Source organism: Chryseobacterium vietnamense, from assembly GCF_031454475.1.
GTDB classification, from domain to species: domain Bacteria; phylum Bacteroidota; class Bacteroidia; order Flavobacteriales; family Weeksellaceae; genus Chryseobacterium; species Chryseobacterium vietnamense.
The window spans coordinates 602,461-627,882 of record NZ_JAVDQX010000002.1; the positions used below are offsets into that span (position 1 = coordinate 602,461).

Genomic DNA, 25,422 nt, shown 5'->3' on the forward strand with positions numbered 1-25,422 from the left:
CCTCTAGTTTTGTTACCTAAAGATAGGAAAAATTTGTCAGACTGTGATGTTAAATACTTATAATATTCGGATATCAAGGATTTTTTCCTCTTCAAGATAAGCTTCCAGGATATCATTTTCTTCTACTTTTCCAACCCCTTTTGGAGTTCCCGTGAAAATAAGGTCACCTACTCGTAATGTAAAATACTGGGATGCAAAAGCTACAATGTCATCAAAATTGAACATCATATCTTTCGTATTGCCATCCTGTACCTTCTCTTTGTTTTTTAATAATGAAAACTGAAGATTCTCAAGACTGAAGTTCTCTTTTTTGAAGAAACTGCTTACCACTGCAGAACCGTCAAAACCTTTGGCAAGCTCCCATGGAAGCCCTTTTGATTTCAGTTCACTCTGAAGATCCCTCGCTGTGAAATCTATCCCCAGGCCAATTTCCTCATAATGTTTGTGTGCTGTTTCTTTCTGAATATATTTTCCTCCTTTTGAAATTTTTATTACCACTTCAAGCTCGTAGTGAATATCATTGGAGAATTCAGGAATATAAAAATCATTTCCCTTTAAAACAGCGGTATCCGGTTTCATGAAGATAACAGGATTCTCAGGAATTTCATTTCCTAATTCTTTTGCATGCTCACTGTAGTTTCTTCCTATGCAGATTATTTTCATAACTTAATTAATTTACTTTACCTTTAAAATATCCTTTACCTTCTTCTATATATTTTTCAGGACCATATCTTCTTTGAACTTTAAGTTCAGTATATCCGAAGAGACTATCTCCTTTTTGATAAGATTCTTTATCCAGAATAACTTTACTGTCCAAAATTTTATAATATTCTCCTGTGTCCAAAAAGTCAAAAAGTTTTACATTGTCAGTATAAGAATAGGGAGAGATTTTATATCTATTTTGAAAAATATCTATCTGAAAACCACCACCGCTGAAACCATCTCCAACAGAAAATGTAACGTTTAGCATTGGATTTTCATTAATAGAACACCTATAATATGCTGGACTTATACTGTCTGATTTTGTCTTAAAATCATTGGTTTTAATATCTTCACTCTCTGAACCCCAAATACTTGTTTGTTTTTGTTGATCAAAAGATTTAAAAAGAGGTTTCTGGCTTAAACTATGATCAACTTCTACGCTGTTCCATACTAATAAGAACTTTCCCGTTATGAAAACAAGAGAGCCAAGAATGATGATGAGTAAAATTTTTCCAATCTTTTTGATCATATAAAGCTTTAATGCGTAAACTCATTCCCGCAATAATAACATTTGAATTTGTGACTCGTCAGGAAAGAAATACCAAAGAAACTGGTAGCACTGTCATCCCTGTAGATGTGATTGGAACCACATTTCGGGCAGACAAAATCAAACTCAGGATCTTCAATGGTATGTTCTACTTCCAGCGAATATTGCTCGTTGTCTTTATAGTCTTGCAGGATTTGCTGTGCTTTTTCCACATCTTCTTCGAACACCTGAAGCTGTATTCCTCCTACCGCCTGTGATAAAAGCCAATCCGACTGGATCAGCTGCTCATTCGCAATGAAACTATTGATACCGTTTTCACTCAGTATCTGCTTGTCCCTGTTAGCTTCAAGGGCAGTTTCATAAAATTTAAAACGAACCAGATCAGACATTTTTAAAACCTGCTTGAGAGTTGAATTTTTGTGAAAATTTTCTTCGTATACAAAGGAAAATCAGCGTTTTGAAGCCATCCGAAATATCCTAAGTCTTTTTGGAATACCGCTTTTACCCCCTGGCCTTTATATTTTCCAAAGTTGAAAACCTCTTCCATTTTTTCATTATAACCGATAAATCCGGCAAGATCTGCATTCTTATTATGGAATGTAAACTCGCTTAACGGTGCTATTTCATTCGGAATATCGTCATATTTTCCCACCTGAGCGTCCAGAACTTCAAACGTTGCCATTACATCAGCCTCTGCAGAATGGGCATTTTCCAATGTTTTTCCACAGTAGAACTGATAAGCTGCTCCTAAATTTCTAGGTTCTTTTTTATGAAAAATAGTCTGTGCATCTACCAGTCTGAATTTACTCAGATCAAAATCCATTCCTACTCTTAAAAGCTCTTCAGCCAAAAGCGGAACATCAAACCGGTTGGAATTGAATCCTCCCAAATCACTTCCGGTAATCATTTCCATAATTTTAGAAGCAATATCTCTGAAAGTAGGAGCATCTTTTACATCTTCATCATAAATCCCGTGGATCTCACTGCTTTCTTTTGGAATAAGCATTTCCGGATTGACACGCCATGTTTTGCTTTCTCTGGAAGCATCTGGATTTACTTTTAAAATACAGATTTCAACAATTCTGTCTTTTCCGATGTTGGTTCCTGTAGTTTCCAGGTCAAAAATACAAAGCGGTTTATGGAGTTTTAAATTCATGTCGATTATTAATAATTTGAATGTGTTTTATTTAAGTGAGTCTATTTTAACTGTGCCTGAAAAATGAGTGACACTACCATATAATAAATAACAAGCATTGGAATTCCAACAATTTGGAATATCGCAAGAATGGCAATTCCTCCTACCAACAATACAACTTTAGGATAGTTGTCTTTTAGTTGTTTTGATTTGAATTTCATGGCCATCATTTTGATCGGGCTGATCAGAAGCCATGAAGTAAGAAGAGTAAGCAGAACCAGTAGCAGTTCATTATCAAACAAAAAGCTGAAAGATCCGGTTTCTTTAAAGGCGTAATAAAGACCGAACAGCAAAACGGTGTTGGTTGGCGTATTCAATCCTTTGAAATAATAACGCTGCTCTTCATCAAGATTGAAGATGGCAAGTCTCAGGCAGGAAAATACAGTGACAATGAGCCCCAGATACTTGATTTCAAACGGAAAATGCATTCCAAGCAGTTCTGCACCAAACGGTTCAAGAGCTTTGTACATAGTAAGTCCGGGAATAACTCCAAAGCTTACCATATCCGCAAGCGAGTCCAGCTGAAGCCCAAGATTGGAGTTTGATTTTACAGCTCTGGCTACAAAGCCATCGAAAAAATCGAAAATTGAAGAGAGGATAAGACAGATTGCCGTTGTCTGATAATCTCCTAAAATTAAATGTATTGCCCCTACACAACCTGCAAATAAGTTGGCCAGGGTTAAGGCATTGGCCAGATTATTCTTTATAAAATCCATAAGCACAAAATTACAGTTTTTAAAAATTCTAACTCAAAATAATATGAACTAAAAAATGCATTACAGTGATTTTGATGTAAATTTGCTCCATGAAATTTTTAAAAGGATTTAGAAAACAGGAAGTTCTGGCATTGGTTTACAGGATTTTTTTAGCCTATTTTTTCTATCAGATTGCCAGACTTTTATTCTGGTATTTTAATAAAGATCTGATTAAAGTTGACTCTGTTTCAGAATATATAAAGCTGGCATTCCATGGTACAGCTTTCGATACTACAGCTATTTTATATGTCAATGCACTATTTATACTCCTTAGTTTATTGCCATTGGTTATTAATACAAAGAAAGTTTTTCAGAAGATTCTTTTCTGGCTGTATTTCATTACCAACGGGATTGCTTATGCTATGAATTTCGGGGATTTTATTTACTATAAATTTTCGCAGGCAAGGCTTACTTCAGCAGTATTTCAGGTAGCAGAACATGAATCTAATGTTTCCAAAACATTGATGATCTCTGTGGGAGAACATCCTTTTGTCCTGATTTGGTATGTTGTGTTGATGGCCTTATGGGTTTTCCTTTATAAAAGGGTAAAAGTACAAGAGGTGAAACCTTTGAAACTACTTCCTTACTTTATTACTTCCATTCTTACACTGTGTATTACAGCGGTGCTGGTTGTGGGAGGAATCAGAGGAGATTTTAAACACAGTACAAGACCTATCAATATGGTGGATGCAACCCGTTTTGTGACAAATCCGCTTCAGGGAAATATGGTACTCAACAGTACGTTTTCCTTTTTCAGGACTTTAAATACCAACAATTTCAAGGAAGTTCACTTTGTAGACGAAAAGTTTATCGAAGACAATGTTCAGCCCTATAAAGTATATGACAGAAAAGTGGAGAACCGTCCCAATATTGTTATTTTCATTGTAGAATCTTTCGGGAGAGAATATTCAGGCGCATTCAATAAAGACAAAAATATTAAAGACTACGTTTCTTATACTCCCTTTATGGATAGTTTAGCTACCCAAAGTCTTATTTTCCCCAATACTTTTGCAAACGGAAGACAGTCTATTCATGGGATGAGCAGTGTGTTGGCCGGAATTCCGAGTCTTACGGATGCATTTACAGGATCTCCGTATTCCAATCAGAAAATTCAGTCTATCGTTTCTGTCTGTAATGATCTTGGATATGATACTTCTTTTTATCATGGAGCACCGAATGGTTCTATGGGATTCCTTGGATTCGGAAATATTTTAGGATTTAAACATTATTTCGGGAAAACAGAATACAATCATGATGAAGATTTTGATGGGATGTGGGCCATATGGGATGAACCTTTCCTTCAGTATTTCGCAAAGAATGTAGGAAAGAAACAACCTTTTATGACTACCGTATTTACGGCATCATCACATCACCCTTTTAAAATTCCTGAAAAATACAACGGGAAATTTAAAAAAGGAAAAATTGAAATCCATGAGCCGATGCAGTATACGGATTATGCGATCAAACAATATTTTGAGACCGCTAAAAAACAGCCTTGGTACAATAATACGATCTTTGTTTTCACAGGAGATCATACCAACCAGGTATATTATCCGGAATATGAAAGAGCCATGAACCGTTATGCCGTTCCATTGGTTTTCTATTCTCCGAATCCTGCGTATCAGTTAAAAGGAGTCAGTCAGGAAATAGCACAGCAGGCGGATATTTATCCTACACTGGCAGACCTTATCGGGTACAATAAACCAATCCGAAGCTGGGGGAGAAGTCTGGTGAGTGACAAAAAATATCCTTTCATCGTAGTCAACTCGGATGGAAGTACAGATCAGTTCATGATCGGAAATTATATTTATCGCTTTGACGGAAAAGAAATTATCGGAGTATATGATAAATCTGATCTGAGCCTTGAAAAAAATATCATGAATGAAGTTAAAAATCCTGAAATAGAACGAGGAAAGAAAATAGCAAAGGCCTGGTATCAGGATTATATGGATAGAGTGATTAACAGGAAGCTGTATTAGGCAGAAGACAAAAAATAGAATGGCGAAATAGTCAATATGCTGATTGGCAAATTAATTGTTTTAGTATTTATTGATTTTACTTTTCTTCGCCTCTTTATGCTTTGTATAATAAAAGTTTTTGTTCGTTGAAAATTAATTTATATTTTTATCAATACGTAGATAAGAATATTGTATTAAAATTAAAACTATAAGAAATATGAAAAAAATATTGTTAACGTTCGCACTTTCTTTATGTGGTGTACTTACATTTGCACAGATCGAAGGTAAGTGGAAAACGATAGATGATGAGACAAAACAGGCAAAATCTATTGTTGAAGTGTACAAAAAATCAGATGGGAAATATTATGGAAAAGTTTCTCAGCTGTTAATAAAACCAACTGATCCTAACTGTACACTTTGTAAAGATGACAGAAAAGGAAAGCCGCTTTTAGGATTGGAAATCATCAGAGGATTGAAAAAAGATGGTGATGAATTCACAGGCGGAACCATCACGGATCCTAAAACAGGAAAAACATACAAATGTACCATTACAAGAAGCGGTGATAAACTGAACGTAAGAGGGTACTTAGGATTATCTTTATTAGGAAGAACCCAGGTTTGGGAGAAAGCTAATTAATATAAGTTTAAATAGAATTTTAAATGACATTTCAGAAATGAGATGTCATTTTTTGTAGATAAAAGAATGTATAGAATGTATTCAGGATCTTATGAAAAATTACAAAGGGCTCAGTCTACAGGAGAAAAATCAGTTTTAAATAAAATTAATAAAAGACTTCTCGGTCAAATGAGACGTCTTTTTATGATGTGTATAATAAAAAATCACTATTTTTGTAGTCTAAATTTTTCGAATAAATATGGCAGAATATACTTTTCGTGAGGTAATTGCACAGGCAATGAGCGAGGAAATGCGTAAAGACGAATCCATCTTTTTAATGGGGGAGGAAGTTGCAGAATACAATGGTGCTTATAAAGCTTCAAAAGGAATGCTGGATGAGTTTGGTCCTAAAAGAGTAATTGATACCCCAATTGCAGAACTTGGATTTACAGGAATTGCTGTGGGTGCTGCAATGAATGGTAACAGACCAATTGTAGAGTATATGACATTCAATTTCTCATTGGTAGGAATTGATCAGATTATCAATAATGCAGCGAAAATCCGTCAGATGAGTGGTGGACAATGGAACTGTCCAATCGTTTTCCGTGGACCTACAGCTTCTGCAGGACAATTGGGAGCTACCCATTCTCAGGCTTTTGAAAACTGGTTTGCAAACATCCCTGGCCTTAAAGTAGTGGTTCCTTCAAATCCTTATGATGCAAAAGGATTGCTGAAAACCGCAATTCAGGATAATGACCCTGTTATTTTCATGGAATCTGAGCAGATGTATGGAGATAAAATGGAAATTCCTGAAGAAGAATATTATTTACCACTAGGAAAAGCAGATATCAAGAGAGAAGGTACAGATGTTACTTTGGTTTCTTTTGGAAAAATCATGAAGCTTGCTTTACAGGCTGCTGAAGATATGGCTAAAGAAGGAATCTCTGTAGAGGTTATTGACCTTAGAACAGTTCGTCCTCTTGATTTTGATACTATTCTGGCATCAGTAAAGAAAACAAACAGACTGGTTATTTTAGAAGAAGCTTGGCCATTTGCTTCTATATCTTCTGAAATTACTTATATGGTACAGCAAAAAGCATTTGATTATTTGGATGCTCCTATCAAGAGAATCACTACTCCTGATGCACCTGCACCTTACTCTGCAGCATTGTTTGCAGAATGGTTCCCTAAACTTGAAAAAGTAAAAGAGGAAATCAAAAAAGCGATGTACGTAAAATAGTTATAGAAAAAAACTTCCGAAAGGAAGTTTTTTCATTTATTATATTCATGAAGAAAAATTCTTGACGTCATAAAATTAGTATAAATTTGCGCCTTTAAAATAAATTAAGCTGATATGGCAGAAGTTACAGAAGATGGCTACCACTTCGATATAAAGAAGCTTTCCTTTATGGGAGTTTTAGTGTCTCTAGGAATTGTTTTTGGAGATATTGGTACCTCTCCGCTTTACGTAATGAAAGCAATTGTGAATGCAAGGTCCCAGGGGAGCAATATGCCTTTCAATGAATACATAGAAGGAGCTCTTTCCTGTATCATCTGGACTCTTACCCTGCAAACCACAATAAAATATGTGATCATTGCTTTGAGAGCAGATAACAAAGGTGAAGGTGGTATTCTTGCTTTGTTTTCACTGGTAAGAAACCTTAAGAAAGGATGGTTGTACCTCATTGCAATCATTGGAGCTGCAGCCCTTATTGCAGACGGAGTCATTACACCGTCACTAACGGTAATGTCAGCTATTGAAGGTCTTGAAATTTATAATCCGCACACTCCCGTTGTGCCTATTACCATCGGAATTCTTATTGCCATTTTTGTGGTACAGCAGTTCGGAACAAGCTTTATCGGAAAGTTTTTTGGTCCGGTAATGGTAGTTTGGTTCTTAGTATTGGGAGGTCTGGGAGTAATGCATTTAAGTGAAAACTTTGAGATTTTAAGATCTTTTAACCCTTATTACGCTTATAAACTTATTGTCAACTCTCCGAGTGCCATTGTTATTTTAGGAGCTGTTTTCCTTTGTACAACCGGAGCAGAAGCATTGTATTCGGACTTAGGACACTGTGGTGCGAAAAACATCAGAATAAGCTGGGCATTTGTTAAGATTATGCTTATTCTTAATTATCTTGGACAGGGAGCATGGCTTTTGACCAATTACAGCAAACCAGGGTTCTCTGTAGTCAATCCGTTCTTTGGAATTATGGAAGAATGGATGATTATTCCGGGAGTAATTTTAGCAACAGCCGCTGCAATTATTGCCAGCCAGGCATTGATTACAGGTTCCTTCACCATATTCTCAGAAGCAATGTCTCTTAACCTTTGGCCGAATCAGAAAATTGATTACCCTTCCGGAGTAAAAGGACAGATGTATATTCCAAGAATCAACTGGGGACTTCTTATCCTGTGTATCATTGTTGTTCTTCACTTCAGAGAGTCAGGAAAAATGGAAGCTGCTTATGGACTTTCCATTACTGTGACGATGTTGATGACCACAGTTCTGTTGGTCTTCTGGCTGCTGAAACACAGAGTAAGCAAGGTCCTGATTCTGGTTTTCGCTATGGTTTATATGGCAATTGAATTAGGTTTCTTCAGTGCCAACATTATCAAATTCATGGAAGGTGGATGGATCACCGTTGTATTAGCTGGCTCTATCGGAGTTTCTATGTATGCATGGTATAACGGAAGACTGATCAAAACAAGATTTATCCAGTTTGTGAAAATAGAAAAATATGTGTCTATTCTCAAAGACATGAAACTGGACGAAACTATTCCGAAGTACGCTACCAATCTGGCTTATCTGAGCAGAGCAAAAAGAAATGATGAAGTAGAATCAAAAATTATCTATTCCATCATCAAAAAACAACCCAAAAGAGCAGATCATTACTTCATCCTGAGCATCGTAAACCAGGAAGATCCCTACACTTTCAGATATACCGTAGATGAAATTCTTCCGGGAACCGTGTATAAAATCAACTTCCTGTTAGGATTTAAAGTGGACCGAAGAATCAATGATTATTTCAATATGGTTCTTAAAGATTTAATGGCAGACGGAACCATTCCATCAAGAAGCAGCCATCCATCTTTAAGAGCTCATGATATACCACCGGATCTTAAATATGTGATCATAGATAACACCTATATCAACGATATCCTTTTAACTGTTAAACAGAAGATTACTCTTAACATTTATAACTTTGTAAAGTATATCGGAAGTGACGACTTTAAGGCCTGGGGAGTATCTTCGCATAACGTAGAAGTAGAATCTGCACCGATCACAGAATTAACAGTTTATGATAATAAGATCGAGCAGTCCGGGTATTTCCGCCACAACTCGTAGCCACCCGTATTTAACCATACTATCTATTTAAATAAAATTCAATAAATTTGTAGATAATTTTTTTAATGGATACAATACAAAAAGAAAAAAATATAGCTTTGATCAAGGATGTTTTGAGAAACTACTTATTAGAAAAGGGGTTCCGAAACACACCTGAAAGATATACGATATTGGAAGAGATTTATAATATGGATCATCACTTTAACGTTGATGATCTGTATCTTCTGATGATGCAGAAAAAATATCATGTTTCCAAAGCAACCATTTACAACACTATTGAAATTTTCCTTGATGCTGGCTTAATCCGTAAGCATCAGTTCGGAGAAAAGACATTGACTTCTTCATCTTATGAAAAGTCTTATTTTGACAAACAGCATGACCACCTGGTGATCTACAAAAAAGACTCTGATAAAGAAATTGAAGAAATTATTGAATTCTGTGACCCAAGAATCCAAGGAATCAAAGAAGCCATTGAAGAAGCTTTTGGCGTAAAAATTGATTCTCATTCGCTATATTTCTATGGCACTAAGAATGACTAATTAATGAGAATAGCCCTTTTTCTGTTACTCTTTATTTCTACGCTAAGCTTTGCGCAGGATAAAACTCCTGTGAAGAGAGATCCTTATTTGCAGGCTCCTTCACCGGCTCAGCCCAAACAGGTGAGACCTGAAGATAAAGTAAAGATCATCCATGCGGACGAGATCAAGAAAAACCCTGAAAAATACGACGGAAATCAATATTTTACCGGAAATGTTCAGATAGAACATCAAGGCTCCATCCTTACAGCAGATGAAGTCGTTTTGTATAATGAAGAAAACTTTGTAAAAGCAATAGGCAATACAAGACTTCAGAACACCGACGGCTCTGTCATCACAGCAGGTGAAATGGAATATGATGCCAATACCCAGAAAGGTGTTGCCCGGAAAAATGTGGTTTTAACTGATCCTAAACAAACCATAAAAACAGATATCCTGTACTATGACAGGTTGGCTAATCAGGCTTATTTTAACACAGGAGGGACAATTTCTGATGGGCAGAACGTAACCTATGCCAAAGTAGGAACCTATTTTCTTAATACAAGAGTGGTAGATCTTACTGGAAATGTAAAGATTGAAACCCCTCAGTATACTATAGAAGGACCCAACATCAAGCAGAATCAGAATACAAAAATTGCTGATTTTCTAGGTCCTACAACCATTACCAGCAAAACCAATCCAAGAAACAGAATCTACACGGAAAAAGGAACTTATAAAATGGATTCCAAAGAGGCTTATCTAACCAAAAACTCCAGGATCTTTTATAATGAAAAAATCCTTACCGGTGATGATATGTACTATAATCAGATTTCAGGATTTGGCAAAGCAACAGGAAATGTAACCCTTGATGATCCTATAGAAAGGAGATATATAAAAGGAGGTTACGGAGAAATTTTTGAGAAAAAAGACTCCGCAATGATGACTAAAAATCCTTATGCTGTAAAAGTAATGGAAAAAGACTCCATTTATTTTGCCGCAGAAAAAATTATCTCTTACCAAAGACCGGATACATTAGATATTAAAATCAAGAAAAGCTATCTGAGAGCTTTTAAAAAGGCACGTATTTTTAAATCCAATGCACAAGGAAGAGCAGATTCCATTGCCTTCAATGAAACAGACGGAATCATGCATATGTATACCAACCCGATTCTTTGGAGCGGTGAGAAACAGGTTACAGGAGATAAAGTGGAAGCTTATTTCAATACCAAAACAGAAGATATTGACTCTCTGAAAGTAATCGGAAATGCCTTTGCCATCAGTAAAGTAGATTCACTTACCCTGAAAGACGAATTTAATCAGGTGAAAGGGAAATTCATGACGGTGTACTATGAGAAAAATGCGATTAAAGAAGCAAGAGTAGTTGGAAACGCGCAGTCAATCGTATATGTTGATGATACTGATCAGGAAACTAAAAAGCCTGAAAGAATAGGAATTACATTATCTACCTGCGGAATTATCGGAGCATTGTTTGAAGAAAGAGCACTCCAGATTATTTCCTGCAGTATTGGAGCTGCTTCCGATACTTACCCGATGAGTATGATAGAACCTTCGAAAAGAAAATTCCCGGATTTCAACTGGAATACAAAAGACCGGATCCGGAAATGGCAGGATATCCTTGTAGACAGTCCCAATAACGAAGAAATACAATATACGGCTGATAGCGAATTGTTTGATAAAGCGCAGAAAGCAATTGACGACGAAAAAGCTAAAGAAGAAGCTAAAAAACCAAAGAGAGTAAGAAAATAGAAAGCAATAGGTATGAAAAAAATTCTGTTATTGTTATTATTTTTTCCATTGATGTTTTTTTCACAAGATTTGCAACCGGGTGAATTTGTATGGAGTAAAGAACGAAAATTACAGAAAGAGGATTATAAATTGATTACCCATGATGATCGTATTTCAATCAGATCAGCAATCAACTTTTCTTATCAGTTAAGGGGATTTAATGCATTAAGTAATAATTTTAATAAAAAGATTATCAATAAATTTTCCAGCAGTGCTTCATCAATAAATCCTGATTCTCGCAATATTCCGGCTATGATAGAATATCAGCAGGTCAATTTTGATTTAGCCGAAGTATATGCCCGAAAAATGCGTAAAGATCTGCTTATTCATAAAAATACGTTGTGGAAAGGTTTTACTTATGCCAATGAAATGTTTAATAATCTGACAGCTGAATATACAAAAGCTCAGGCCCTGATAGACAATGAAACCAATTATGGCCTTAATACTCAGAAACTACAGGACTGGAAACAGAAAATTCAGACTGAGCTCGATGATCTTTCTGATTTTGATTACAACAATACATCTAAAATAAAAATAAAGAAAGGTACTAAAGAAGAAAACTGATTTAGACTTTCATAAAATATTTCTGAAATGCAAAAAGATTTTTTTCTATATCAGGCACAAACTACTAAGTTTGCTGCAGGTTTTGAAGTTGAAAAAGCTGAAGGAAGCTATATTTATGGTACAGACGGGAAGAAATATCTTGACTTTGTAGCAGGGGTTTCTGCCAATACTTTGGGACATTCACATCCTAAAATTGTGAATGCAATCAAAGAACAGACGGATAAATATCTTCACGTAATGGTGTACGGAGAATATGCACAGGAAAAACCTGTCGCATTATGCAGTTTGCTTGCAGAAGCGACGCCTGATCCATTAGAAGTGACTTACCTTGTGAATAGCGGTGCAGAAGCTATCGATGGAAGCTTAAAACTGGCTAAAAGATATACTGGAAGGGAGGAAATTGTTTCCTTTAAAAACTCTTACCATGGAAATACCCATGGGGCTTTAAGTGTTTCAGGAAATGAAACCCACAAGAGAGAATTCCGTCCTTTACTGCCAATGGTGTCTTTTATTGAATTTAACAATGAAGAAGACTTTGGTAAAATTACGGAGAAGACCGCTTGTGTTATCCTTGAAACCATTCAGGGAGCAGCGGGGTTTCTCGTTCCGGATAACGACTATCTGATCAAATTAAAAAGAAGATGCGAAGAAGTAGGAGCGCTTTTAATTTTAGATGAAATACAGCCGGGATTCGGAAGAACAGGGAAGTTATTCTCTTTCGAACATTTTGGTATCGTTCCGGATATCCTTGTGATGGGTAAAGGAATGGGAGGAGGAGTTCCTGTGGGAGCTTTTATGAGTTCCAGAGAAATTATGGAAACCCTTTCTCACTCACCAAAACTTGGGCATATTACTACTTTTGGAGGAAACCCACTCATTGCAGCAGCAAGTTATGCTACATTGAAAGAAGTTCTGGAAAGCGGTTTAATGAATGAAGTGGAGGAAAAAGAGAAGTTGTTCAGAGAACTTTTGGTTCATCCTAAAATCAAAAATATCAACGGTAAAGGATTGATGCTTGCCGTGAATTTAGGAACTCCTGAATATACGCTGGAAGTAGCTAAAAAATGTATGGAAAGAGGGCTTATTGTTTTCTGGCAGCTATACAGAAATGAATACATGAGAATCTCTCCGCCTCTTACATTATCTCTGGAAGAAATCCGTGAAGGATGTCAGATTATTCTCGATATACTGAATGAAAATTAAAGATAAAATCTCTCCTGAATGGGGAGATTTTTTTATGTTTTGCATGGTAACTTTTAGCTTTAAAATTTAACATCACGGGGATTTAAATCCAGTGACAAATATCATACAGATTCTATAAAAAAGTAATTGTTTTTTTGCGTAATAAAAAAATTAATTTATATATTGCGGGACGATAAAACAAAGATTATATGGCGAAACATAAAGTCCATTACGAATTTCCAATGCACTGTTTATCAGAGATTTTATACGAATATCTGGCGACTGCAGAGGGATTGTCTGAATGGTTTGCGGATGAGGTAACAGAGAAAGGCGATGATTTCTTTTTTAGCTGGGGTGGAGGACCTGCTGAGAAGGCCACTTTGATCAGATATAAGCCTGAAGGTTTCGTGCGTTTCAGATGGGAAGAGGATGAAGGAACAAAAAATTTCTTTGAAATGACTATCACAATTGATGATATTACAGAAGATCTTGCTTTAAATATTACAGATTTCTGTGAAGAAGGTGATGAAGAGGAAAATGCAATGTATTGGGAAAATCTTATCGAAAACCTGAGAATAAAACTAGGTGCGGCATAATACCGGGCTATATGAAATGATAAAACTGATGAACGATTTATCGTTCATTATTTTTTTGTAAATAAATCACATCAAAAATTGGAAAATCAATATTTTACATCAGACGAGTTAAATGTAAAGAACAGAGCTTTTCTTTGGGGAGACTCAGTGAAAGTTTCTTTCTTTGTAAGAAATGGTGGATTGATCATGGACGAAGAATGCTACTTTTTCCTGATGGCTTCCATGAGAAAGATGAGACTCAATATTCCTTTGACTTATACACTGGAGTTTTTCCAGACTCTTTTCCAAAAAGAAATTATTGAAGGTAAAGGAGTACAGAACGGAATTATCAATTTCCAGGTGTTCAGAAATAATGATGGCGCAACATTGGCGAAATCTTCTGTTTCCTACTTTTACGAAGTAACGGAAATGGCGGATGTGCTTGCTGTTCATCAAAGACCTTTGGAATTGGATTTGATTAAAGAAATTAACGTTAATAACAACCTTTTGAGTAATATCAGGGTTCACTGTCCGGAAAATATTTATGGGGGGATTTATGCCCAGGAAAATGATCTTGACGACGTAATTCTTCTGAATCCAAACAAAAGAATAGCACGTACCACTGCCGGGAATCTTCTCTTTTTAGAAGGTGATGTGATCAAAGTGCCAAAGCAGACAGAAGGAGCCTACATCTCTCCTTTAATGGAAAATTTTGTTACTTTTTTACATAAAAATAACCTTGCGGATATCCAGGAACACGAGATTATTGCATTTGAATCTCAGAAAGCTGAAGAAATTTTAATGATTTCTGACGAGAAAGGTATGTTTTCTGTAGGTAAGATAAGAAACAAGACTTTTGAAACCTCCCGTTTCTCCGGATTGGTAGAAAGCTGGAAGAAAAGTTTTAACTCATAAAAATTGACAAACCCGGTAAACAACAAAGTTACAGAAGTCCTTTACCGGGTTTTATTCTGAGTAAATCAGAAATTGTTTTTTTTATTTAATATTCGTTGATAATTTCAACAAATTTTTGTGCGATTTCTTTCTGCCCTTTTTCACTGGTAATGTAATTCCTGTTGTCAGAATTATTAATGAAGCCAAGTTCTACCAATACAGCAGGTGCTTTGGTTTCTCTTAGCATGTGAAGATTGTGGCGTTCTTCAATTTTACGGGCATTGAATTTCTTGTAAATTTTTCCAGCCAATTCCTTTGAAACATCAGAATTCTGAACGTAAACTTCAAATCCGTTGTCAGATCTTTCTTTTTGCGGAGAACTGTTAACGTGAAGGGAAATGACCATTTCAGGGTTCAGCTTGTTGATCAGCTCTGTTCTTTCGGAAAGAGTAGGATAGCTGTCTGAATCCCTTGTTAAAATAACTTCATATTTGTCCTGGCTTTCATTGATTTTCCGGATTTCCTTAGCTACGCTTAATGAAATATTTTTTTCCAGAATTTCACCATAAGTGGCCCCAAAATCATTTCCACCATGTCCGGCATCGATGACAATATATTTTTTGTTGATAGGAGTAAATGATAAAAATGCGGTAGAAAATATTGATAAAGCAAGTAATGTAATACCTTTCATATCAGTGATTTTAGTTTCCCAAAGAACGGAAAAACTTTCTTTAAAATTGGTTAAAAGAATCTTAAAGTTTGTTAATTATCAGAATGATACGAAAAAGTATGCATTTAGTTTAGTGAAATATCTTCAGGGGAATTGGCCCAGAGAAGAAATTCTCCTCCCAGATTCTGCATGATAGACTTCCAGAGTGTCTGATCATTGGGAAGCGTATAATCAAGATTGTAAACATCTACTACGGTCCACATTTTTCTTTGAACCTCAGTGTCCAGCTGGTTCGAAGACCATCCGGAATACCCGGAAAATATTTTGATATGCTCAATATCCAGTTCACTGCTTAAAACCGCATTAATGATCTTTTCAATATCTTCTGTAAGATAGTATTCATCAGTGATATCGGTATAGATTTCTGTAACTCTTTTGCCTTTTACAATGAAAAATACCTTGTCGTTTTCTACAGGTCCTCCATCATATACCTCTATTTTAAAGTCAAAAAAATCTTTGAATTTGCTACTCATCTGGCTGTTCTTTTTATTCAATATCAAACCAAATGCACCACTTTCATTATGTTCAATAACCAATACCACCGATCGTGAAAAAATATCGCCGGAAATGTCAGGTGTCGAGATTAATATTTTACCTTTGTATGAGTGATTCATACTCAAATTTAATAAAAAATATTTATGGAAAACCTGCACGACAAAAGAAAAGTGTACGAGAAATCCCAACTTATTGAAAGTGAGATAAAACAAAATCCAATTGAGCAGTTCAGAGACTGGTTTTTGGAAGCCAATGAGAGTCCGATGATCTCAGAAGCCAATGCTATGGCAGTTTCTACAATAGAGGAAGATGGGTGTCCGAGAACAAGAATGGTACTTCTTAAAGCATATACCCATGAAGGATTTATTTTTTATACCAATTATGACAGCAGAAAAGGAAAAGCAATAGAAAGCAATCATAAAGCCTGTCTGCATTTTTTCTGGCCTAATCTGGAAAGACAGATCATTATTAAAGCAGATCTTGAAAAGATTGCAGAAAACCTTAGTGATGGTTATTTTCATTCAAGGCCGAAAGGCAGCCAGCTGGGAGCTGTGGTCTCTCCGCAGAGCCAGGTGATTCCGAACAGAGAGTTTCTGGAAGGTAAATTAAAAGAACTGGAAAAGGAGTATGAAAATACGGAAGTCCCAAGACCTGCCAATTGGGGAGGTTATCTTGCAAGACCTTATGAAATTGAATTCTGGCAGGGAAGACCCAACCGCCTCCATGACAGGATTATTTATCAGCTGGAAGATCTTGACTGGAAGATTTCAAGACTGGCTCCTTAAGGGTAAAATAAGAGGTTAGAAGTGACGGTTTTAATATGAGATAAACCACTTGAAATATAAACTCTGTAATTCAATAGAAGCGGGCTTTATCCCGCTTATTTTTATTATGCATAATGATAGAGGTTTCAGCCAAAACTTATTTAGTTTGCAGAGAATAATGACAAGATATGCTGCACTATATTTACTTTTAAGTTTTGGCTAAAGCTGTGCGAATTGATATTTATTTTTAAACCGGCTCCCTTCGACTAAGCTCAGGATTATAGCGCGTTCCTATTGAATGACTATTTTTTCAAATACAACAAGGTTTCCATTATCAATAGAAGCGGGCTTTAGCCCGCTTATTTTATTATGTATAATAAAGGCTTCAGCCAAAACTTAATAATTCTTACCCCCTTAAAACATCTTAATGGTTTAATTCTCTATCATCTTTTTAAAATAAAAAAAAGGCTGTTTCTAAGAAACAGCCCTTGAATTTTTGTAATCTGAATGATTATTTTTTCTTAGCACCTGAAACTGCATTTGATAAATCAGCTCCAGCTTTGAATTTAGCAACTTTTTTAGCAGCAATTTTGATTGGTTTTTTAGTTGCAGGGTTAATACCTTGTCTAGCCGCTCTCTCAGCTACTGAGAAAGTACCGAAACCTACTAAAGAAACTTTTCCGTCTTTTTTCTTTAAAGTAGTTGTAACGTTACCAATGAAAGATTCTAAAGCAGCTTTTGCTGCAACTTTAGTGATACCTGCATCTTTTGCGATTGCGTCGATTAATTCAGACTTGTTCATAATTTTTAATATTAAAGTTAGTTCGTAATTATAGCAAATATAGTACTATTTTCTAATTGTGCAATTTTTTTATTAAAACTTGTAAAATTTTTTTGCTTTTCACTGAAATCAGTTAAAATATGATAATTCCACTTTTCACAGAAAATCTACGTTACAGGTTACTAAAATCATGCCAAATGCTTATGTGTATTGACTTTAGCAAAAAGTTAATATTATTTTTCGTATTTATTAAATCCTAAATTGTGTATAAACAATTAATTTTTTTGACCATATGATTGTTAAATATATAAGTAATTTTTATATTTCTTGTGTTTTGTGAAATTAAACCCCTGTGTTTGTGGGAGTTTTAAAATGTTAATAAAGGCCTGTTTTATTAATTTTTATTAATAAATTTGCAGCATGTTAATAGAAGTTTTCAAGTCTAAGATTCATAGGGTGAGAGTAACTGCCTCTGACCTTAATTATATAGGGAGTATAACGATCGATGAAGATCTTATAGAAGCTGCCGGTCTGGTAGTGGGAGAAAGAGTCTATATCGTCAATGTGAACAACGGAGAACGTTTTGATACCTACGTGATCAAAGGGAAAAGAAAATCAGGAGAAGTATGTCTGAATGGGCCTGCAGCAAGAAAAGTACAGAAAGATGATATCATTATCATTATTGCTTATGCTCAGATGACTCCGGAGGAAGCAAAAGACTTCCAGCCGAAGATCGTTTTCCCGGATGAAAAAACAAACCTTCTTACATAGTACATGGAGAAAACATCAAAAAGTCCGGTAAAATCAATACTTACAATAGTAATATCGCTTGCTTTTGCAGGCTTTTTTTTATGGCTTGCCTTAAGGGGGCTGGATTTTAAAGTCATTCAGAAATCACTGGCAAAAGCTAATTATATCTGGGTATTGTTTGCTTCCGTATTTGGTCTTCTGGCGTATTGGTTCAGGGCTATCCGCTGGAATCTGATGCTGGAGCCGATGGGACACAGAATTTCAAACTCCAATGCACTTTGGTCCATATCATTTGGATATCTGATGAATCTTACCATCCCGAGGAGTGGGGAAGTGGCAAGGGCAACAGCTTTATATGGAGTAGAAAAAGTGCCTGTAGACAAATCTATTGGGACTATTATTTTAGAAAGAGTAGTGGATCTTATATGTATGATGGGATTTTTACTTCTAACAGGAATTTTTAAATTTAATGCAATTCTTGCTTTCTATCATTTTGTAATGGATAAAAAGGATGAAAAAGAAGAGTTTGTTCCTAACTTTTTTGAGAGGCAGATCATGAAGTTGGGGGTAAGTGATTTTGATTCATTTTATTTATGCGTTAAAATTGGTCTTGTAATATTGGTTTTAATTGGGTTAGGCCTACTTTATAAATATAAAAAAGAGAAACTTGTCAACTTTGGAAAAGGAATTCTTCAGGGGATAACTTCCATTTTTAAATTAAAAGAAAAAGGAAAATTCATTCTTTATACATTAGGAATCTGGATTTGCTATTATTTTGCCGCTTATCTGGTTTGCTTTGCCCTTCCTGAAACATCCGCATTTACCTTTGCAGACGGTTTCTTCATTATTGTTGTAGGAACATTAGGTATGATTATCCCTGCCAGCGGAGGAATCGGAGCGTATAACCTGGCTATGAAGTATGGTTTTATGGCGTTGTTTATTTCAGTAGGAAAAAGTGCAGATTTCGGTGGTGAAATGGGACTTACCTATTCCTTTATTTCTTTACCACTGCAGATTGTGATAATGCTGGTAATGGGATTAATATCTATTCCTATGCTGGCCAAAGCAAGAAATGCCTCTGTTTCGGATAAAGAATTTGAAAATTAATTCAATACCAACCTATACAATACAAGGTTCAATTTTTTAATTGGACCTTTTTTTATTGCTTTTTTTGATTTAAATCGTTTTAATTAAGCTGTCTGTGGCATTTTTTTATCAATAAATTTGGTCAGTTCATAAATCACTTCTATCTTAATGCAAAAAATAATTATAATATAAAACACTATGGCCATTAATCTACAGAAAGGACAAAAGATCGAGATTGGATTGACTAAAATGACGATTGGATTAGGCTGGGATCCGAACGAAGGAACCGGCTACGACTTTGACCTGGATGCTTCTGCAATCATGATTGATTCTGACAGAAAATTAGTAAGTGAAGAATACTTTGTTTTTTACAATAACCTGAATTCTCCGGACGGAGCGCTTACCCATACAGGAGATGATCCCAGTGGTAAAAACAGTGATGGTGACGATGATGAGGCTATTATTATAGACCTTGATAAAGTAGACTCAAGAGTAGAAGAGATTCTTTTCGTGGTAACCATTGAGGATTTTGAAAGAAGAAGACAGAATTTCGGACAGGTAAGAAACTCTTATATCAGAGTAGTGGATAATCATTCCAATCAGGAAATAGCAAAATACGAACTGGATGAAGATTTCTCCATTGAAACCGGAGTAGAGTTCGGAAGACTGTACAAAAGAAACGGAAGCTGGAAGTTTGAAGCTTCAGGAATAGGATACAGAGCAGATCTTGGCTTCTTCCTTGAAAAATACTACAAAGGGCAAATCATCAAATAAATCATCAAATACACAAAAACTATAACTATGGCAATTAATTTACAGAAAGGACAAACGATAGATTTAAGAAAGAATGACCGCGGTGAAAGCGTGTATGATCTTTCAAAAGTAACCATTGGCTTAGGGTGGGATGTAAGAAAACAAGGCAGTGGATTCTTTGGAAAGCTGTTCAGTAAAGAAGCCGAATATGACCTTGATGCAGTCGCATTTCTTCTGGATGGCAACGGAAAAGTAGCCAATCTTGGAAGAACAGTACAGACCAATGATGGAAGACAGATGGGCCTTTATCAGGGAGATGTGGTTTTCTTCAACTCTATGCAGCACCCAAGCGGAAATGTATGGCTTACCGGAGATAACAGAACCGGAGCAGGAGATGGTGATGATGAGCAAATCATTGTAAGACTGGATCAGCTGGATCAGAGTTATCAGAAAATCGTATTCCTGGTTACCATTTATCAGGGAAGAACCAATAACCAGCACTTCGGAATGATCGAAAATGCATTTATCCGTGCAGTAGATGCTTCAGGGAAAGAAATTACGAAATACAGCCTTTCCGGAGATTCAAGTATGAACGGAATGTGTGCTATGGTTTTTGCAGAAGCATACCGTCATAACGGCGACTGGAAGTTCCGTGCTGTAGGAGAGCCGCATCATACAGATAACTTTATAGATATTCTGAGACAGCAATACGCATATTCCAACTAGATTCTCAAAATTTTATCAAATCAAAATAAAAGCCGGCCTGGAAGTCTCCGACTGCCTCTGCCGGCTTCAGAATTAATACTTGTCTATAATGAGCAGGAGATTATTAGCTTATTTTTTATTAGATACCTCAGGTTCTATGAATGGAGAACCTATTCAGGCTTTGAATAATGGTTTTAACGGCCTTATCAGTATGCTGCGTGCCGATCCGCAGGCGATGGACAGCCTGCATCTGAGTGTTATTACCTTCGATAGAGAAGTTAAAAATATCATTCCTTTAACAGATCTGGCCAGCTTTTATCCCATGGAAATTACCTGTCCGGATAGCGGTCCCACGCATACAGGAGCAGCACTGGAAATGGTTTCAGAACTGGTTCAGAAAGAAATAGTCAAAGAATCTGCTGATGCCAAAGGAGACTGGCAGCCGTTACTGTTTATATTTACGGATGGAAAGCCTTCAGATATTCAGAAATACAGGCAGATGATTCCTGTGATCAGAGGACTGGAGTTTGGTGCTATTGTAGGATGCGCTGCAGGCCCGAAAGCAGATGAACAGTTTCTGAAAGAACTGACAGATCATGTCGTAAAGCTGGATACTACAGACGCAATTACCCTTTCTTCCTTTTTCAAATGGGTGAGCTCTTCCATTACACAGGGAGGACAATCACAGAATACAGGGGAAAACATCACCTTACCTCCGCCACCATCGGAGCTTAATATTATTATTTAAAAAATTGTCTTTACAGCATGAGAAGACTGCCGATTTATTTTTTAGTAGACGTCTCCGAATCTATGGTAGGAGAGCCTATTGAGCAGGTACAGGAAGGTATCGCCAATATTATAAGGGAATTAAAAAAAGATCCCTATTCACTTGAAACCGTTTATATTTCCGTGATTGGTTTTGCGGGAGAAGCTGAAGTAATTACTCCCATGCAGGATATTATCAGTTTTTATCCCCCTAAAATTCCGGTTGGAAGCGGTACGTCACTTTCTCAGGGTTTAATTAAACTAATGGATTGTATCGACCGGGATATTGTAAAAACAACGTACGAAAGAAAAGGCGACTGGAAACCTATCGTCTTCCTGTTTACAGATGGTGTTCCCACGGATGATGCTACCAAAGCCATTGAAAGATGGACTCAAAAATATAACGGGAAATCCAATACAATTGCAGTATCTATTGGGGAAAATACCAATTATAAACTTCTCGGTTCTCTGGCAGACAACGTTTTATTATTCAATAATTCTGATGAGAATTCTTACAAAGAGTTTTTCAAATGGGTAACGGATTCTATTAAAACAACCAGCCAGAGCGTAACAGAAGCCAAAAAAGAAGGAATTAATTTGTCTAAAATTGATTCTCTTATTCTGGAGAAAGTAGATCCCGAAATGGAGCAAAAATTCCCGGATAATAATTTTGTTGTATTGAATGGAAAATGTCAGGAAACAGAAAAGCTTTATCTGATGAAGTTTAAAAAAGCATTCGCAGAATCAAGCATACCGGGAATGGCTACAAGATACTACAGGCTTGACGGTGCTTATAAAATTGATGAAAAAGCTTACTACAGACTTTCCTCAAACAAAAAAACACATCTTAAAATCAATATCGAAGAACTGGACGGAGGAACTTCATGTCCGCACTGTGCCAATCCCATTGCATTAGCTACCTGTTCATGCGGAGGTATTCATTGCCTGAGAGGAGAAGGATACAGCAAATGTCCATGGTGTGGAACGTCGGATTATTACGGATTTTCCGGCGGCGGATTTGATATTAACAGAACCTTAGGCTAATGATGGGCAAGTTTTTCAGAAAATCAACTGATGAATCCAGGCCGAAGACGATGGAACAGGCTGTTATTTTTAAAGAAAAAGAAGAATTCAAAGATGCTCATTGGGTATTGAAAAATGCCAGTGCCAAGCAGTTCTATGAATTCAGCCTTGATATGGATGATTTTCCGAATATAGAAATCCGGAATATCAGCGGTCTTGAGGAAACAGGGCTTGTTTTTGAAAACAATACCATTTCAGGAACCCCGGTTACCAACAATATGTATCATCTGGATGTTCAGTTTTATCACATTCATGATCAGAAGCATATCGAGACAAAAAAAATACAGCTGTTTGTCAATGCAGATCCGAAAGATTTGTGGAAAAATATTCCCAGCGATACAAATGCAGCTTTTTATAAATCTGAAGAAGATTCTTTTAAAGGTTCTTTTTCAGATAAAAAAATTGTGGTGGCTTCCAAAAGAGGACGTTCCCATGCCCATGAAGGGAAATTCCGTGAAGATGATTTTACTGTGTATAATCTTCCCGAAGACTGGAATATTGTTTCTGTTTCAGATGGAGCGGGCTCAGCAGCTGTTGCAAGAGAAGGTTCAAGATTGGCAACAGCAACGATAGGTCAGTTTTTTAATTCGCAGGAAATAGTAAGGGGAATTGAAAATAATATCAATCAGATGTATGCTTCAGACTCTTCAGATGTAGAACGATCAGATGCTGAGCAAAACATCAAAAATATTTTATCGGAAAGTGTTCTACATGTCCATCAAACATTGGAACAAACGGCATCCGAAAATGCTCTGTCTGTAAGTGATCTGCATGCTACGCTGATTTTTACTTTACTTAAAAAGTTTAGTTTCGGGTATGTCATTCTTAGCTTTGGAGTAGGAGACTGCCCGATTAATCTCATCAATCCTGATTTTTCTGAAGTAAAACTCTTAAATCAGATGGATGTGGGTGAGTTTGGCGGAGGCACCCGCTTTATCACCATGAAAGAAATTTTTAATGATACAATGGCTTCCCGTTTCCGGATCACCTGTGTGAAGGACTTTTCTTATCTGGTTCTGATGACGGATGGTATTTATGATCCTAAATTTATCACAGAAAATAAACTGGAAGACACAGAAAGCTGGAAAACTCTTTTTGAAGACCTTGCCGGAAATAATGATGACCGGACGAAAGCAGATTTTATCAATGATGAAAAAATTGATGAAGAACTTTTAATCTGGTGCGATTTCTGGAGCAGAGGAAATCATGATGACCGTACATTGGCAATAATCTATTAATACCATGAAAAAGACCATTAAGGTTGTTTCTGTTCTGGACACAGCCAAATCCTATGAATATGTAGATGAAAACCCTATCCGGGGCGGTGTGAAAGATGTTTATTTTTCGCCTGATAAAGAATATGTAGTCGCTTTCTACCGTAATCCGCTGGATGAAGGACAGAAAGAAAGAATCATGAAGATTGTTTCCACTTATCTGCAAAACATACAGAATGGAAATACTTCAGACTACTTTCTGAACGAAATATTCAGATGGCCTTATGATATTGTTGAAAGAAATACACTCACAGGAATTGTAGTTCCTGTTTATCATAATAAATTTTATTTTGCCAAAGGCTATGTCGGCTCGGATAATATCCGCGGACAGGATAAAGTGGGGAAGTGGTTTACGGCTCCCATGTTCAGAAATCAGCAATACCCTTTAAGACTGGATCAATCGGAGCTTGGGGATTGGCTGAGCTATTTCCAGATTGCAGTCAATATCAGCAGGGGAGTGAAAAAGCTGCATCAGATGGGGCTGGCACATTCCGATTTATCTTATAATAATATTCTGGTAGATCCCGTAACAAAATCTGCCTGTATCATTGATATTGACGGGCTTGTTGTTCCCAAGCTCTTTCCGCCGGAAGTCATAGGAACAGCAGACTTCATTGCGCCTGAAGTTTTAAAAACCCAGCATCTGAAACTTCAGGATCCCGGAAGACATTTGCCCAATCAAAAAACAGATCTGCACGCACTCGCTGTTCTGATTTATATGTATCTTCTGAGAAGACATCCGCTTCGTGGAGGAAAAATCTGGGATCTGGATTCCGAAAAAGATGAAATTTTATCCATGGGAGAAAAAGCGCTGTTTGTAGAAGATCCGGAAAATCCTTCCAATCAGGTAAAAGCAGATCATCTCAGAAAATGGGATGCCTTCTGGGGCGATCCTCAAAAGATTCCTTATACGGTTACAGGGCCTTATCTTTCAGAATTGTTCAGAAAAACATTCATAGACGGACTGCATGATCCCATCAGACGTCCTACTGCCAATGAATGGGAAGCTGCATTGCTGAAAACTGTAGATCTGATCCAACCCTGTCATCATTCGGATTGTACCGAAAAATGGTACGTCTTTGATAATACGAGCAATCCAAAATGCCCCTTTTGCGGAACACCACATCAGGGAACATTACCGGTTTTAGACTTATATTTTAAATTTGATGATGAGGTCTGGAAACCGGAAAATCACAGACTGATGGTCTATCATAATCAATATCTGTTCAAATGGCATGTTTCCAGGAAAGTAATAAGAAATGAAAATCTGACGATGCAGGATAAAATGCCTGTAGGATATTTTACATTCCATCAGGGAAAATGGGTATTGGTAAATCAAGGATTATCCGGAATGAAAGATATCACAGAACAAAAAGAAATTCCGCCGGGTTCTATGGTAGAACTCACTGATGGTAAAAAAATACTGCTGTCTACGGAAGAAGGCGGAAGACTCATCTATGTGACCATGGCCAATCAGTAAAGGCTAACGGATAATCAAGGCTTGTTTCCGGAGTGTCATTCTGAATGGAATGAAATGTAATGGAGAATCTCATATGGCTGTTTATGTGTGAGATTCTT

Annotated in this window: 27 protein-coding genes; 19 read left to right on the forward strand and 8 right to left on the reverse strand. The window is 36.5% G+C overall.

What is annotated here, in order from left to right:
• Window positions 1–57: 57 nt before the first annotated feature.
• Genes J2786_RS11965 through J2786_RS11985 form a run of 5 tightly spaced genes read right to left on the reverse strand, consistent with a single transcriptional unit; the run spans window position 58 to window position 3,160 of the window.
• The gene (locus J2786_RS11965; protein ID WP_047434766.1) at window positions 58–663 is read right to left on the reverse strand and encodes a fumarylacetoacetate hydrolase family protein; all 606 of its coding nucleotides are present in this window, start codon (window positions 661–663) and stop codon (window positions 58–60) included.
• A gap of 7 nt (window positions 664–670) precedes the next feature.
• Complete coding sequence (locus tag J2786_RS11970) at window positions 671–1,231, reverse strand: hypothetical protein (RefSeq protein WP_047434765.1); 561 nt, start codon at window positions 1,229–1,231, stop codon at window positions 671–673.
• A gap of 8 nt (window positions 1,232–1,239) precedes the next feature.
• Window positions 1,240–1,638 carry a putative signal transducing protein gene (locus J2786_RS11975; protein ID WP_047434762.1) on the reverse strand — a complete coding sequence of 133 codons (399 nt, stop codon included), beginning with the start codon at window positions 1,636–1,638 and terminating at the stop codon, window positions 1,240–1,242.
• 2 nt (window positions 1,639–1,640) lie between these two features.
• Complete coding sequence (locus J2786_RS11980; protein ID WP_047434759.1) at window positions 1,641–2,405, reverse strand: 3'-5' exonuclease; 765 nt, start codon at window positions 2,403–2,405, stop codon at window positions 1,641–1,643.
• Between the two features lie 41 nt (window positions 2,406–2,446).
• Window positions 2,447–3,160, reverse strand: coding sequence for a CDP-alcohol phosphatidyltransferase family protein (locus J2786_RS11985; RefSeq protein WP_047434758.1), 714 nt, complete (start codon window positions 3,158–3,160; stop codon window positions 2,447–2,449).
• An 89-nt stretch (window positions 3,161–3,249) separates the two neighbouring features.
• Here J2786_RS11985 and J2786_RS11990 point away from each other — a divergent pair, with 89 nt between their 5' ends.
• From J2786_RS11990 to J2786_RS12035, 10 genes are all read left to right on the forward strand, one after another.
• On the forward strand, window positions 3,250–5,178 hold the full coding sequence (locus tag J2786_RS11990; protein WP_047434755.1) for an LTA synthase family protein: 1,929 nt from the start codon (window positions 3,250–3,252) through the stop codon (window positions 5,176–5,178).
• A 196-nt stretch (window positions 5,179–5,374) separates the two neighbouring features.
• Window positions 5,375–5,794, forward strand: coding sequence for a DUF2147 domain-containing protein (locus J2786_RS11995; RefSeq protein WP_047434752.1), 420 nt, complete (start codon window positions 5,375–5,377; stop codon window positions 5,792–5,794).
• Between the two features lie 238 nt (window positions 5,795–6,032).
• On the forward strand, window positions 6,033–7,013 hold the full coding sequence (locus J2786_RS12000) for a pyruvate dehydrogenase complex E1 component subunit beta (RefSeq protein ID WP_047378880.1): 981 nt from the start codon (window positions 6,033–6,035) through the stop codon (window positions 7,011–7,013).
• 114 nt (window positions 7,014–7,127) lie between these two features.
• Entirely contained in the window at window positions 7,128–9,122 is a 1,995-nt protein-coding gene (locus J2786_RS12005) for a KUP/HAK/KT family potassium transporter (RefSeq protein WP_047434751.1), read from the forward strand.
• A 65-nt stretch (window positions 9,123–9,187) separates the two neighbouring features.
• On the forward strand, window positions 9,188–9,661 hold the full coding sequence (locus tag J2786_RS12010) for a Fur family transcriptional regulator (RefSeq protein WP_002976876.1): 474 nt from the start codon (window positions 9,188–9,190) through the stop codon (window positions 9,659–9,661).
• A gap of 3 nt (window positions 9,662–9,664) precedes the next feature.
• On the forward strand, window positions 9,665–11,404 hold the full coding sequence (locus J2786_RS12015; protein ID WP_047434747.1) for an OstA-like protein: 1,740 nt from the start codon (window positions 9,665–9,667) through the stop codon (window positions 11,402–11,404).
• Between the two features lie 12 nt (window positions 11,405–11,416).
• Window positions 11,417–12,007, forward strand: coding sequence for a hypothetical protein (locus J2786_RS12020; protein ID WP_156121579.1), 591 nt, complete (start codon window positions 11,417–11,419; stop codon window positions 12,005–12,007).
• Between the two features lie 27 nt (window positions 12,008–12,034).
• Complete coding sequence (locus J2786_RS12025) at window positions 12,035–13,210, forward strand: aspartate aminotransferase family protein (protein WP_047434743.1); 1,176 nt, start codon at window positions 12,035–12,037, stop codon at window positions 13,208–13,210.
• Window positions 13,211–13,398: 188 nt separating this feature from the next.
• Complete coding sequence (locus tag J2786_RS12030) at window positions 13,399–13,785, forward strand: START-like domain-containing protein (protein WP_034696870.1); 387 nt, start codon at window positions 13,399–13,401, stop codon at window positions 13,783–13,785.
• 78 nt (window positions 13,786–13,863) lie between these two features.
• A complete protein-coding gene (locus tag J2786_RS12035) occupies window positions 13,864–14,679 on the forward strand; it encodes an aminotransferase class IV (RefSeq protein WP_047434742.1) in 816 nt (271 codons plus the stop codon).
• A gap of 85 nt (window positions 14,680–14,764) precedes the next feature.
• Here J2786_RS12035 and J2786_RS12040 read toward each other — a convergent pair whose 3' ends face one another.
• A complete protein-coding gene (locus J2786_RS12040; protein WP_047434739.1) occupies window positions 14,765–15,349 on the reverse strand; it encodes an N-acetylmuramoyl-L-alanine amidase family protein in 585 nt (194 codons plus the stop codon).
• A 104-nt stretch (window positions 15,350–15,453) separates the two neighbouring features.
• Window positions 15,454–16,002, reverse strand: coding sequence for a YqgE/AlgH family protein (locus J2786_RS12045; RefSeq protein ID WP_047434736.1), 549 nt, complete (start codon window positions 16,000–16,002; stop codon window positions 15,454–15,456).
• Window positions 16,003–16,026: 24 nt separating this feature from the next.
• Between J2786_RS12045 and pdxH the strand changes: the two genes are divergently transcribed.
• Complete coding sequence (gene pdxH / locus J2786_RS12050; protein ID WP_047434732.1) at window positions 16,027–16,668, forward strand: pyridoxamine 5'-phosphate oxidase; 642 nt, start codon at window positions 16,027–16,029, stop codon at window positions 16,666–16,668.
• A gap of 490 nt (window positions 16,669–17,158) precedes the next feature.
• Here the strand turns inward: pdxH and J2786_RS12055 are convergent, their stop codons facing one another.
• Window positions 17,159–17,449: an HU family DNA-binding protein gene (locus J2786_RS12055; protein WP_002976900.1), complete on the reverse strand. Its 291-nt coding sequence runs from the start codon at window positions 17,447–17,449 to the stop codon at window positions 17,159–17,161.
• A gap of 399 nt (window positions 17,450–17,848) precedes the next feature.
• On the opposite strand from J2786_RS12055, the gene panD reads away from it, so the two are divergent.
• The 8 genes from panD to J2786_RS12095 all read left to right on the forward strand — a co-directional run bounded on the left by panD (window position 17,849) and on the right by J2786_RS12095 (window position 25,324).
• The gene (gene panD, locus J2786_RS12060; RefSeq protein WP_002976902.1) at window positions 17,849–18,199 is read left to right on the forward strand and encodes an aspartate 1-decarboxylase; all 351 of its coding nucleotides are present in this window, start codon (window positions 17,849–17,851) and stop codon (window positions 18,197–18,199) included.
• Window positions 18,200–18,202: 3 nt separating this feature from the next.
• A complete protein-coding gene (locus J2786_RS12065; RefSeq protein WP_047434729.1) occupies window positions 18,203–19,285 on the forward strand; it encodes a lysylphosphatidylglycerol synthase transmembrane domain-containing protein in 1,083 nt (360 codons plus the stop codon).
• A gap of 177 nt (window positions 19,286–19,462) precedes the next feature.
• Entirely contained in the window at window positions 19,463–20,038 is a 576-nt protein-coding gene (locus J2786_RS12070; RefSeq protein ID WP_034698933.1) for a TerD family protein, read from the forward strand.
• A 27-nt stretch (window positions 20,039–20,065) separates the two neighbouring features.
• Window positions 20,066–20,743: a TerD family protein gene (locus J2786_RS12075; RefSeq protein WP_047378866.1), complete on the forward strand. Its 678-nt coding sequence runs from the start codon at window positions 20,066–20,068 to the stop codon at window positions 20,741–20,743.
• Between the two features lie 88 nt (window positions 20,744–20,831).
• Entirely contained in the window at window positions 20,832–21,470 is a 639-nt protein-coding gene (locus J2786_RS12080) for a vWA domain-containing protein (protein WP_047434726.1), read from the forward strand.
• Window positions 21,471–21,487: 17 nt separating this feature from the next.
• Window positions 21,488–22,531, forward strand: coding sequence for a TerY-C metal binding domain-containing protein (locus J2786_RS12085; protein WP_047434723.1), 1,044 nt, complete (start codon window positions 21,488–21,490; stop codon window positions 22,529–22,531).
• Window positions 22,531–23,808, forward strand: coding sequence for a PP2C family serine/threonine-protein phosphatase (locus J2786_RS12090; RefSeq protein WP_052187125.1), 1,278 nt, complete (start codon window positions 22,531–22,533; stop codon window positions 23,806–23,808). The genes J2786_RS12085 and J2786_RS12090 overlap by 1 nt, the downstream gene beginning before the upstream one ends.
• Window positions 23,809–23,812: 4 nt before the next feature.
• Window positions 23,813–25,324: a helix-hairpin-helix domain-containing protein gene (locus tag J2786_RS12095; protein WP_047434721.1), complete on the forward strand. Its 1,512-nt coding sequence runs from the start codon at window positions 23,813–23,815 to the stop codon at window positions 25,322–25,324.
• Window positions 25,325–25,422: the final 98 nt, after the last annotated feature.

Coding starts and splice junctions, on each gene's coding strand:
- J2786_RS11965 (WP_047434766.1), bottom strand. CDS start 663: ATGAAAATAATCTGCATAGGAAGAAACTACAGTGAGCATGCAAAAGAA.
- J2786_RS11970 (WP_047434765.1), bottom strand. CDS start 1,231: ATGATCAAAAAGATTGGAAAAATTTTACTCATCATCATTCTTGGCTCT.
- J2786_RS11975 (WP_047434762.1), bottom strand. CDS start 1,638: ATGTCTGATCTGGTTCGTTTTAAATTTTATGAAACTGCCCTTGAAGCT.
- J2786_RS11980 (WP_047434759.1), bottom strand. CDS start 2,405: ATGAATTTAAAACTCCATAAACCGCTTTGTATTTTTGACCTGGAAACT.
- J2786_RS11985 (WP_047434758.1), bottom strand. CDS start 3,160: ATGGATTTTATAAAGAATAATCTGGCCAATGCCTTAACCCTGGCCAAC.
- J2786_RS11990 (WP_047434755.1), top strand. CDS start 3,250: ATGAAATTTTTAAAAGGATTTAGAAAACAGGAAGTTCTGGCATTGGTT.
- J2786_RS11995 (WP_047434752.1), top strand. CDS start 5,375: ATGAAAAAAATATTGTTAACGTTCGCACTTTCTTTATGTGGTGTACTT.
- J2786_RS12000 (WP_047378880.1), top strand. CDS start 6,033: ATGGCAGAATATACTTTTCGTGAGGTAATTGCACAGGCAATGAGCGAG.
- J2786_RS12005 (WP_047434751.1), top strand. CDS start 7,128: ATGGCAGAAGTTACAGAAGATGGCTACCACTTCGATATAAAGAAGCTT.
- J2786_RS12010 (WP_002976876.1), top strand. CDS start 9,188: ATGGATACAATACAAAAAGAAAAAAATATAGCTTTGATCAAGGATGTT.
- J2786_RS12015 (WP_047434747.1), top strand. CDS start 9,665: ATGAGAATAGCCCTTTTTCTGTTACTCTTTATTTCTACGCTAAGCTTT.
- J2786_RS12020 (WP_156121579.1), top strand. CDS start 11,417: ATGAAAAAAATTCTGTTATTGTTATTATTTTTTCCATTGATGTTTTTT.
- J2786_RS12025 (WP_047434743.1), top strand. CDS start 12,035: ATGCAAAAAGATTTTTTTCTATATCAGGCACAAACTACTAAGTTTGCT.
- J2786_RS12030 (WP_034696870.1), top strand. CDS start 13,399: ATGGCGAAACATAAAGTCCATTACGAATTTCCAATGCACTGTTTATCA.
- J2786_RS12040 (WP_047434739.1), bottom strand. CDS start 15,349: ATGAAAGGTATTACATTACTTGCTTTATCAATATTTTCTACCGCATTT.
- J2786_RS12045 (WP_047434736.1), bottom strand. CDS start 16,002: ATGAATCACTCATACAAAGGTAAAATATTAATCTCGACACCTGACATT.
- pdxH (WP_047434732.1), top strand. CDS start 16,027: ATGGAAAACCTGCACGACAAAAGAAAAGTGTACGAGAAATCCCAACTT.
- J2786_RS12055 (WP_002976900.1), bottom strand. CDS start 17,449: ATGAACAAGTCTGAATTAATCGACGCAATCGCAAAAGATGCAGGTATC.
- panD (WP_002976902.1), top strand. CDS start 17,849: ATGTTAATAGAAGTTTTCAAGTCTAAGATTCATAGGGTGAGAGTAACT.
- J2786_RS12065 (WP_047434729.1), top strand. CDS start 18,203: ATGGAGAAAACATCAAAAAGTCCGGTAAAATCAATACTTACAATAGTA.
- J2786_RS12070 (WP_034698933.1), top strand. CDS start 19,463: ATGGCCATTAATCTACAGAAAGGACAAAAGATCGAGATTGGATTGACT.
- J2786_RS12075 (WP_047378866.1), top strand. CDS start 20,066: ATGGCAATTAATTTACAGAAAGGACAAACGATAGATTTAAGAAAGAAT.
- J2786_RS12080 (WP_047434726.1), top strand. CDS start 20,832: ATGAGCAGGAGATTATTAGCTTATTTTTTATTAGATACCTCAGGTTCT.
- J2786_RS12085 (WP_047434723.1), top strand. CDS start 21,488: ATGAGAAGACTGCCGATTTATTTTTTAGTAGACGTCTCCGAATCTATG.
- J2786_RS12090 (WP_052187125.1), top strand. CDS start 22,531: ATGATGGGCAAGTTTTTCAGAAAATCAACTGATGAATCCAGGCCGAAG.
- J2786_RS12095 (WP_047434721.1), top strand. CDS start 23,813: ATGAAAAAGACCATTAAGGTTGTTTCTGTTCTGGACACAGCCAAATCC.